The following is an 8,878-nucleotide window of genomic DNA, read 5'->3' as shown; positions in this document are numbered from 1 at the left end:
ATTTTATTGAAGTCAATCATGTGGAAATGTATTTAAATATTTGAATTTCAGACACTTAAATATACTTACATTTCCTTTGATTGGCAAATCTATTCTCAATTATTAATCGAACTCAGGTTATCTCAAACTCATAACCAACAAGATTGGGGATATAAATTAATTAGGGCAAAGACAAGAACTCCGACCTATGGAGAGGGGCACACCTCATCAGCTAAAGCGTGAAGGTTAAATTGCGCACCCAAACACCAATAAATTCAAACGCTTTATTATACTCAAAAATCGCTCAGTTTTCCCGTTGCGATCTGGATCCACCCCTTTGTTTTCCTTAGCGTTGGTGGGGCTTTAGATTAGCTTATTGACTGTGGTTTCCAAGAAATAAATATTTCGCCATTTAACTATTCCCGAATAATGTAGGCGTTGATTAAAATAATTGAGCAGTTACTGTAGCAATGTGTTAATTGTTCATATAATTGAATTTTAGTATCTTTCGCTAATGTTAAACAAGCGAACCTAAACTTTTGGCTTTTGTTTATTTAAATTACACTATGCTTTATCGTTTTTTTTTAGTGATATTATTATCTATTGCATTGCCGTCTTACGCGCAGGTTAATTTTCATCTCACAGATAAGTATCTTACTAACAAAAATATAATTAAAGTTCTACATACTGCTGACCAGTCATTGTGGGTCTTAGGTGAAAACAACTTTGTCGCAAGAATCAATCCGGATAAAACTATGGATGATTTTAGCAACGTTGCGTCCTCTATATCTACCAATAATTTCATAGGCATTGCCTCCATAAACAAAGATCTTCTATTGATAGCAACTGCTAATGACTATGTAGTTAAACTAGATCATGGCATCGCAAGCCATTTAACGGTTAGTTCCGGAATTGGAGAAAAAGATATTACTTCAATCACAGTCAATCAACTTGGATTCAAAAAAAACGTTGTTGCATTTGAGCCAACTGTGGAAATTCCCGGAAATTATGTTGTGACGACAGGAAAGACTATTTATTACTCGACTGATGCAGTTGTGTTCAAATCCGTAAATCGGCAATATGAAGGGCTTCAATTTGATGAGGCCGCACCCACCATAAGGAATAGCACCTCTAAAGAACTTTATTTCGATTACTATGTACCGTTTAATAACGGAGGGCGTTGTTACGGGTTTTCGAACATCATCGGCCACATGTATGATTGTGCTGATCTCGGTCTTAGAGAACAGGAATACGATATTAATGCAAAGGACAACAATGATATAAGAACTGCATTAAGCACGGTGCGGACAATAAACAATTATGGATGTGGCGCGTTTGTATTTTGGGCTGCAGATAAAGGTCTTGCCTATGCAAACACAGATGCTTGCAACGTCGAACCTGCTCACCGCTTTTTGGCAGATCAACAGGTAAACAAATTAGCGGAATTAAACTTTTTAACGGGTTTCCCACAGTTTATGCTTACATATGTCATCGCGGGAACATCCAATGGCTTGTACATTTCTGCGGAAAACGTATATAATAAAACGATCACAACGTTTAACCCGCTCCCTAACTTAGCCGGATTACACATCAACGATATTTTTTGTTACAATACCGGGACGGTTCCCGGAAAGCAGGGCGGCTCACTTGATTTTTGTGAGAAGAAAATATATTTAGCGACAACCACTGGTGTGTACGAGCTTAAATATTCATTACCCCCAACGGCGCTGCAGCCTCTTTCCGACAATATTTTCTTCGACAACGCAGTAAGCGATAACTCATCGAACAAGATAGTTTTGTGTCCGGGAAGTTCAGTAAAACTTAATACGCTGGCCGGAGCAGGGATAAATGTACAATGGCAGAAAGACGGTGTTGATATTTCGGGGTCTGTGGAAGATGACTTTACCGCGGATGCCCCCGGCAAATACCGGGTGTTGTTTTACTCGGCATGTGAAAATATTTCATTTTACTCAAAGGAACTGGTTGTTTCATTTAATGAAAAACCAATAGTTCAATTTGATTATCCTGATAAAATTGAATTGTGCGAAAACGAAAGCACAATGCTTTCCACGCCATCCGTGGCCGGTTACACTTATAAATGGATGAAGGACGACGGAGAAATACTGGGTCAACACAGTAATGAGCTGACTGTTTCAACAACGGGCGACTATTCGGTATTGGTGAGTAATTGTGTAGGAACATACCAACCGTCGAAAATCGTGCACGTCGAAATCACCCAATTGGAGGAACCTGTGGTTAGTTCTGCACAATCAAATTTTTGTAGGGGAGACATTGCGCTGTTATCTGCCACTACGACGGCCGGTTATTCGGTTAAATGGTTTTTAAATGGGGCGCCAATACCGGGTGAGACAAAAAACACGCTCGCTATCGGTATATCAGGGCGGTATGCCATTGAAGTCTCAAACCAAAACTGCTCTAAAAAGTCAAAAGAACTCACGATTACGTTCTCGGAACCCTTACAAGTAAAAATTCAGCTCAGCAAAAGTGCGACTATTTGTTATGGCGAAACGGTAACACTAAGCACCCTTCCGGCCGCGTCATCTTATCAATGGTCGAACGGCGCAACTACGCCGACCATTGAGGTGAGCCGTACAGGGCACTACGAGGTCGTCGTGACAGATTTATCCGGCTGCCCTTCGGCTCCGGCCGCCATTGATGTGGTGGTGCAACCAGCACTATCGTTAGCAACGATCCCCGATACAGTATTGTGCACCTTAAATCAGGAAGTCAGGAGAATTATAGCAGAGGATGGTTTTGCTTATTATACATGGAATGGCGTAAGGTCTAAATTAAATTATATAGATGTAAACCAGGCTGGCACATATAGTTTAACGGTTAAAGATATTTCCGGCTGCACAAAGACGATAACTTTTTTAATAAAGAGTGTTTGTAACGAGCTAATTGTACCAAACACATTTACCCCGAATGGGGATGGCATCAATGACCTGTGGACAATCGGAGGGTTAGAAAAAGAAACGAATATTTCTTTAACTATATTCAACCGATATGGTAGCCGCATCAGCGAATCCGGGATACCATCTTGGGACGGCACTTCAAAAGGACAACCAATGCCGGCTGGGGTATATTATTACATGCTAAAATATAGTAAAAAGCGCCCCAAAAACTTGTCCGGCTGGCTTACAATCATCCGTTAGTATGAAAATAATTATATACGATTGCTGAAACGGTAAAAGGTAAACTGAGTGCTTTAGAGCGGTAGCTTGGCGGTTAGTTATTTTAAATTCATGCGCAAGCCCAACGATATCGCGTTACTCAAAAGTGGCATTTAGCATCCGAAAGGAAGTAAATTAGATGGATTTTTGAGATGTGACGCAGCTACTTTGATGAAAGATCAAGCCCACTGTTAACTAAATTTATGTCAAATTTTCCAAAATGCTTTAAAATAACTGAGTCATTGTTGATTTTTTTTATCAAGTATGTACCATCCATGATTGTCAATGTATCTAAATTCAATCGCCATTTATTCTCTTTGATGACCTCCCCCGATACGTATTGGTGAAATTTCCCATCACCAAAAATTAGATAGTTGAAACAAGTCCCATCTTTTTTTAACAAATAGTAATCATACTTCGTTCTTGTGCTATCAAATGTGCTTTCAACTCGCCATAGTTTTTGGCCAGATCCAGTTAATATTGCAATTTCTGTATCTGCTCTTTTAGTACAGGACAAGATAAATAATGACGAGACTATTAAAAATGATTTATTTTTCATGATTTAATCAGTAGTTTTTTCAAGTTTTTTGTATCTAACCTCTTGCACGCCGTGGCCATTAAACTGATAATTCAAACCTACTCCTCCAGCCGCATTCGGCCCGGGACCCCCTCGCCACATTTTTACGCCAAATTTATTTTTATTGAATTCATCGATAAGCTTATCTAACCCCAATGCCTCCCAATCATTTGGATTATCGCTTGACGCGGCCTCGTTGAACATTCTGTTACCAAATGAATCTATCAGTCCCGCCTGGTCGCTTAAAGGCATCTTACCAAAGTTAGGGCCAGTCAGCATTGCTTTTAAGTATACCTCTGCATGATCTTTGAAAGTCTTGTTGGGACTTCCAAAATGAACGATTTCGTGCCTCACAATTTGACCGAGTACATAAAAATCATTGGTAATTCCGTTGTCGCCCCTATGAGTATTTAGATAAATGGATCCTTCACTCACTTTGGAAAAGCCTCCCATATCAACGGAATTTGAGGATGATGGTGAATAACCGTACTTTTTGATTTTTACTTTTTCATAATTATTTTTATCGATGGCATCATTTATAATTTCCTTAAACAAATTTCTATCGAAAGAATTGGATAGATTTAGTTGATTAAACAAAACCCAATTTCTCTGGCTATTGAGAGCGTGAATTAAATTGGTCTTCAGGTTATCTTTATAATATACCGTTTTGCCCTCTTTAATAAAATACCACCAATCGTCCCCATCGTTATCGATTAAGTTAAACGGGTTATTTGCGCTAAATGTATATGGTGACATTTCACTATGTTTCTCTGCAAGATTATCTATACCGTTCCATCTTGCAATAACTGGATCATAAAATCGTCTACCATAATCGTACTCGTTGATGCCATTTTGGTATTCCTTACCGTTAAACAAATATTTATTTGCTGCATTCAATTGCACCTGGATGCTTAAACCAAATGGGTAGTAATAATTTTGGCCTCTTATTACGGCGCTACCGCTTTGGGTATCGAAGGTTACACGATTATTACCCAAATGGTCCTGTAAAGTATATTCATAGTTGAAATTTGTACTATTGATAGCCCGTCCTTCTTCTGTTGTTACAAAATCTAACGTATTGTTGTAATACTGGATGCCGTTAATATAATCGACAATCTCTCCCCCACTCGTCCTCCTTAGTTTCCTACCCTTCGCATCATATGTATAAACCGCGTTTGTAGTGCCGGATATAACTTGTGGTAGGTTTAAAATATTAGGGGTTATTGTTACATTTTTGTTTACGCCATTATTAATCGTGTTTTCTTGATACTTCGTTCCATTTACATCAAATAAAAAACTTCCGGTAACGAGCCCGGTAGTAGAAAGCAAACGGTTGCTTTTACCAGAGTTAGCGTAAATATATTGCATAGAGACCCCAGCCCTTGTTAAATCTGTAATGTTCCCACTTTTGTCATAGCGTATATCTGTTTCGCTGTAACCAGCTGATGATGTCCCACTCCTCAATCTGTTCAAATCATCGTATTGGTAGGTAACCCATTTAGATGCTCCATTATTAATCACATCCTCTGCTTCCGCTATATTTCCGTTAAAAAGTGCCGCGGCTCCCTTTGTCGGCAGGTTATAGCGCAACTGTTCATCAAACAGTTGCGAATTTGTTCGCGTCAACCAGCCCCTTTCATTGTAAGTAACGTTTATACTTTGCAAATACGCGCTGCCATTTGTTGAATGAAGGCGTTTGGTCATTAAATTACCTAAAGCGTTATACTCATAACTGGTTAGTATCACCGGAACACCTGTTTGCCCCGGTTTATCTATTCTCTGCGTATTAGTCAGTTTTCTACCCATATGATCATAGGTATACGTATTGCTAATAACGAGCGCGGAAGTCCCAATGGTATAAATGTAATGTGTTTTTAAAGATGTCTTCAACTGATTCGAAAAATCGTAGCTGAAATCAGACCGATCAAAATTCCCGGTATGAAAAACTCCCCCATAGTAATGTTGGCTGATTGATGTTGAAATCTTACCTTTCGGCTCATAATAATTTACATCCCATAACATGTTCGCCACGGTTAAGAGGGTTGCAGGTGCGTTGAGGACTGATGTCCTCGTGGCCGTAATAACTCCATGAGTTAAATTGCTAGAGCCGTTCACCATATACGCTGAAGGAAGGCCATAAAAATTATAATTGTCGTAATAATTAATTGCCAATACATTAGTTACTGTCGTTGGCCATGCATTGAGCGTATAACCACTTCCACTATTTTGTTTGGCTTCCCACAAGTTTGCATTCGCATTTATCTCTGCCTTTAAGGAAGCTCTGAGGTCTGTTCCTGAAGCACCGCTGATCTGCCCGATACCCGTCATTACCGTACGACCGGAACGATCATACTTGGTAAAAGTGTATTCTTGCACAAGCTTGTTCCGCTGAACGCCATCCTGATTAGCCACCACCTGATCGATCTTATTGTATAAAATATACTCCCAGGCTTTCCCAGGTATTTTTTTCCCAATCATCCTTTGCCGGGCATCGTATTGGTATTGGTAACCAAGTTCATCAAGCGTTGTCTGCGGGATTGCCACCTGGTCGTCGGGTTGCATTTTCGGTGTCAGGACGTAGCTAAGGTTCCCAAAATCATCGTAAACATAATAGGTGGATAAAACTTCCTGTGTACTTGTAACTGTATTGTAATTAAACTGCCTGCTCAGGATTAAACGTCCGTTTTTGTCTGTATACTCCTCAATCGTGCCATTTTTCCCGCTCACCCATTGCTCGTTCTTTTCGACAGAAACATATAACTGTCCGGCCGGAAACAATGCGGTCCAGTTTGAAGGGCGTGAAAGGGTACGGTTTCCGTTGACATCAATACTGACGTTGTAGAGAGCGACATCAAAATTAGTACCGGAGCTGGCAGTTGCCAAATTACTTGTGTAATCAGATTTTACCGTGTGCCCAGAATTTGGAATGGTACCTGAATATAGTTGCCAGGGATCCCCTGGGGCACCTTCCTCCAATGTCCGGTTCAAGGAGGAGTTTTCGATTTTGACCGGGATAACCGGAGAATTGTTACTTGTAATTCCAGGTAAGTTCCACATCCCTCCAGACGGGTTTGCGTAGAATGTTTTTTGCTGCGAGATTGCATCGTACTTAAACGATCCATCACTCAGACAAGACGGCGCAACATAAGGCAAATACTTAATAGATTCTTTTCCAGTTTCATCGTAAGCGGTGATAACAACGATATCCAGACCACCTGGGGTTCCCTGCTTTTGCACGGACTGGATAGTACGGCCTAGTCCATCGTAGTAGATTGTGGCGATGTTTACGTTATCTTTATTCGTACCGAGGTTTTTAAGGCTCTGATAATTGTTAACTTCCGTACGAGGTGTCCAGCTGCTTACAAAGTTCATATCCTGTGGGTTCGATGCGTTGTTAAAATTCAACTGCGTTGTGATATTCCCCGTAGCATTTCCGAACCCCTCGACCACAAAATAATAAACCCCTGCCTGTAGCGTTCTTTTTAAAGAGCCAGCGGTACCCGTGCATAGTACGCCGTTGTCATCATTTTCCGCTATAAGCGCCCCAGTGGCGTCCAATAAGTGTACGTATGTATCGAATGGAGAGCCACAGGTTGACAACGAAATCTCTGATGTGTTCTCTACACTGAATTTGTACCAAATATCATCGGCTGGCTGGCCACTGACTTGTCCCGTATTTGTGTTTGAATAGTTATTTCCAAAATAATTGCCCGATACATTACTTTTAACGCTTGAATAACTCGGTTGGCAGAGATTAAGTGTCCCGACATTTATAGCATTAGACATGCCTGCACCGGCGGGCGCAGCACCCGGCCTGGATATTAGGCTTAACATGGTGCTTCCTGTTCCTGCCCCATTCGTTGCAGTGACAATATAGTTTGCTGATCCACGTATTTCGGTAGCTGTCCCGCTGATGGTGCCGGTCGCGCCATCAAAAACTAACCCAAGGGGCAAAGATGGCGTTATTGCATAGCCGGTAACAGCAATTTGCCTAATCAGGTTGTTATTGTAGTCCGCTACATACACATTGCCATTATATACTGCAACACCGCATGGATAATAAAAACTCGATGTCGTAGAAGCACCATTAGAGCTCCCAGAAGTTCCCGTACCCGAAAGGGTAATAACATTACCGTCAGGTGAAATACGCCTGATCTTATTGCTCACCTCATCACCAACGTAAACATTAAAAGCGTTATCAACGGCTATACCTGCTGGGTGGTTAAAAGTTGCTGCTGCCATATAGCCGTTTGCAGAACCTGCGGAACCGGACCCTGCCAGGGTAGAAACATAGCCCGACGCATCAATCATTCTAATAGCATTATTGTTACCATCGGCTACATAAACCCTCCCATAACTATCTGTAGCGACGCTTAGGGGTAAATTGAAGCGGGCGGTGGACCCGTTACCATTAACGAAACCCGCCGTACCATTGCCTGCCCATGTAGTCACTACACCCGCTGTAGTTATTTTCCTAACTGTATGGTTACCCGCTTCGGCAACATACAAGTTTCCGGAGCCGTCTATCGCTATTCCAAATGGATTATTGAACCGCGCCGCCGTCCCCGTGCCATTAACATATCCTGCTGTTGTACTCCCAGCAAAGGTGGTTACTACTCCTGCAGTGGTAATTTTTCGAATCATATTATTGAAGCCATCTGCTACGAAAATATTTCCTGCAGCATCAACAGCCACACTATTAGGCAACCCAAAACTAGCCGCTGTACCTGTACCGTTTGCTGAGCCTTGTACCCCGGATCCGGCTATTGTTGTAATAATGCCAGACGGCGTAATTTTTCGGATCCTGTAATTCAACCTGTCGGCTACATATATATTGCCGGATTGATCGGCAACCAGGCCTATGGGGTGGTTAAAATCACTCGTAGTGCCGCTGCCGGAGAAGGTGGATGTCTGCCCGAAATTTATTGCTGGTACCGCCGAACCTGTATTAGTTGGGACTATAGGAGAGAGGGGAACACCGACTGTTGCTGATTTCGAACCGCCCGGATAGCTGATATTAGGTTGGGCATTTGCATTTAATCCGATTACAAGCATCCCGAAGCTTGCCAGCAGCAGGATTAATTTATAGGCAGGTTTAGTCATATAATTATAAGGGATAGGTCTTGTA

General features: G+C 41.5%; 3 protein-coding genes. 1 reads left to right on the top strand and 2 read right to left on the bottom strand.

The features are described 5' to 3' along the window. Nucleotides 1-545: 545 nt before the first annotated feature. Nucleotides 546-3,155 (top strand): gliding motility-associated C-terminal domain-containing protein, encoded by a 2,610-nt coding sequence (locus E2R66_RS26610; protein ID WP_133236586.1) that lies wholly within the window; start codon nucleotides 546-548, stop codon nucleotides 3,153-3,155. Between the two features lie 181 nt (nucleotides 3,156-3,336). Here the strand turns inward: E2R66_RS26610 and E2R66_RS26605 are convergent, their stop codons facing one another. Then, entirely contained in the window at nucleotides 3,337-3,732 is a 396-nt protein-coding gene (locus tag E2R66_RS26605; protein WP_133236588.1) for a hypothetical protein, read from the bottom strand. 3 nt (nucleotides 3,733-3,735) lie between these two features. Further along, nucleotides 3,736-8,853, bottom strand: coding sequence for a DUF6443 domain-containing protein (locus E2R66_RS26600; RefSeq protein WP_133236590.1), 5,118 nt, complete (start codon nucleotides 8,851-8,853; stop codon nucleotides 3,736-3,738). Between the last annotated feature and the right edge of the window lie 25 nt (nucleotides 8,854-8,878).

The organism is Mucilaginibacter psychrotolerans (assembly GCF_004519315.1).
Classification (GTDB): domain Bacteria; phylum Bacteroidota; class Bacteroidia; order Sphingobacteriales; family Sphingobacteriaceae; genus Mucilaginibacter; species Mucilaginibacter psychrotolerans.
Note: the sequence above shows the minus strand (reverse complement) of the source record. Positions and strands in the feature narration are given on the sequence as shown.

Excerpts from the sequence above, each read along its gene's own strand:
- E2R66_RS26600 (WP_133236590.1), bottom strand. The coding sequence starts at position 8,853 with ATGACTAAACCTGCCTATAAATTAATCCTGCTGCTGGCAAGCTTCGGG.
- E2R66_RS26610 (WP_133236586.1), top strand. The coding sequence starts at position 546 with ATGCTTTATCGTTTTTTTTTAGTGATATTATTATCTATTGCATTGCCG.
- E2R66_RS26605 (WP_133236588.1), bottom strand. The coding sequence starts at position 3,732 with ATGAAAAATAAATCATTTTTAATAGTCTCGTCATTATTTATCTTGTCC.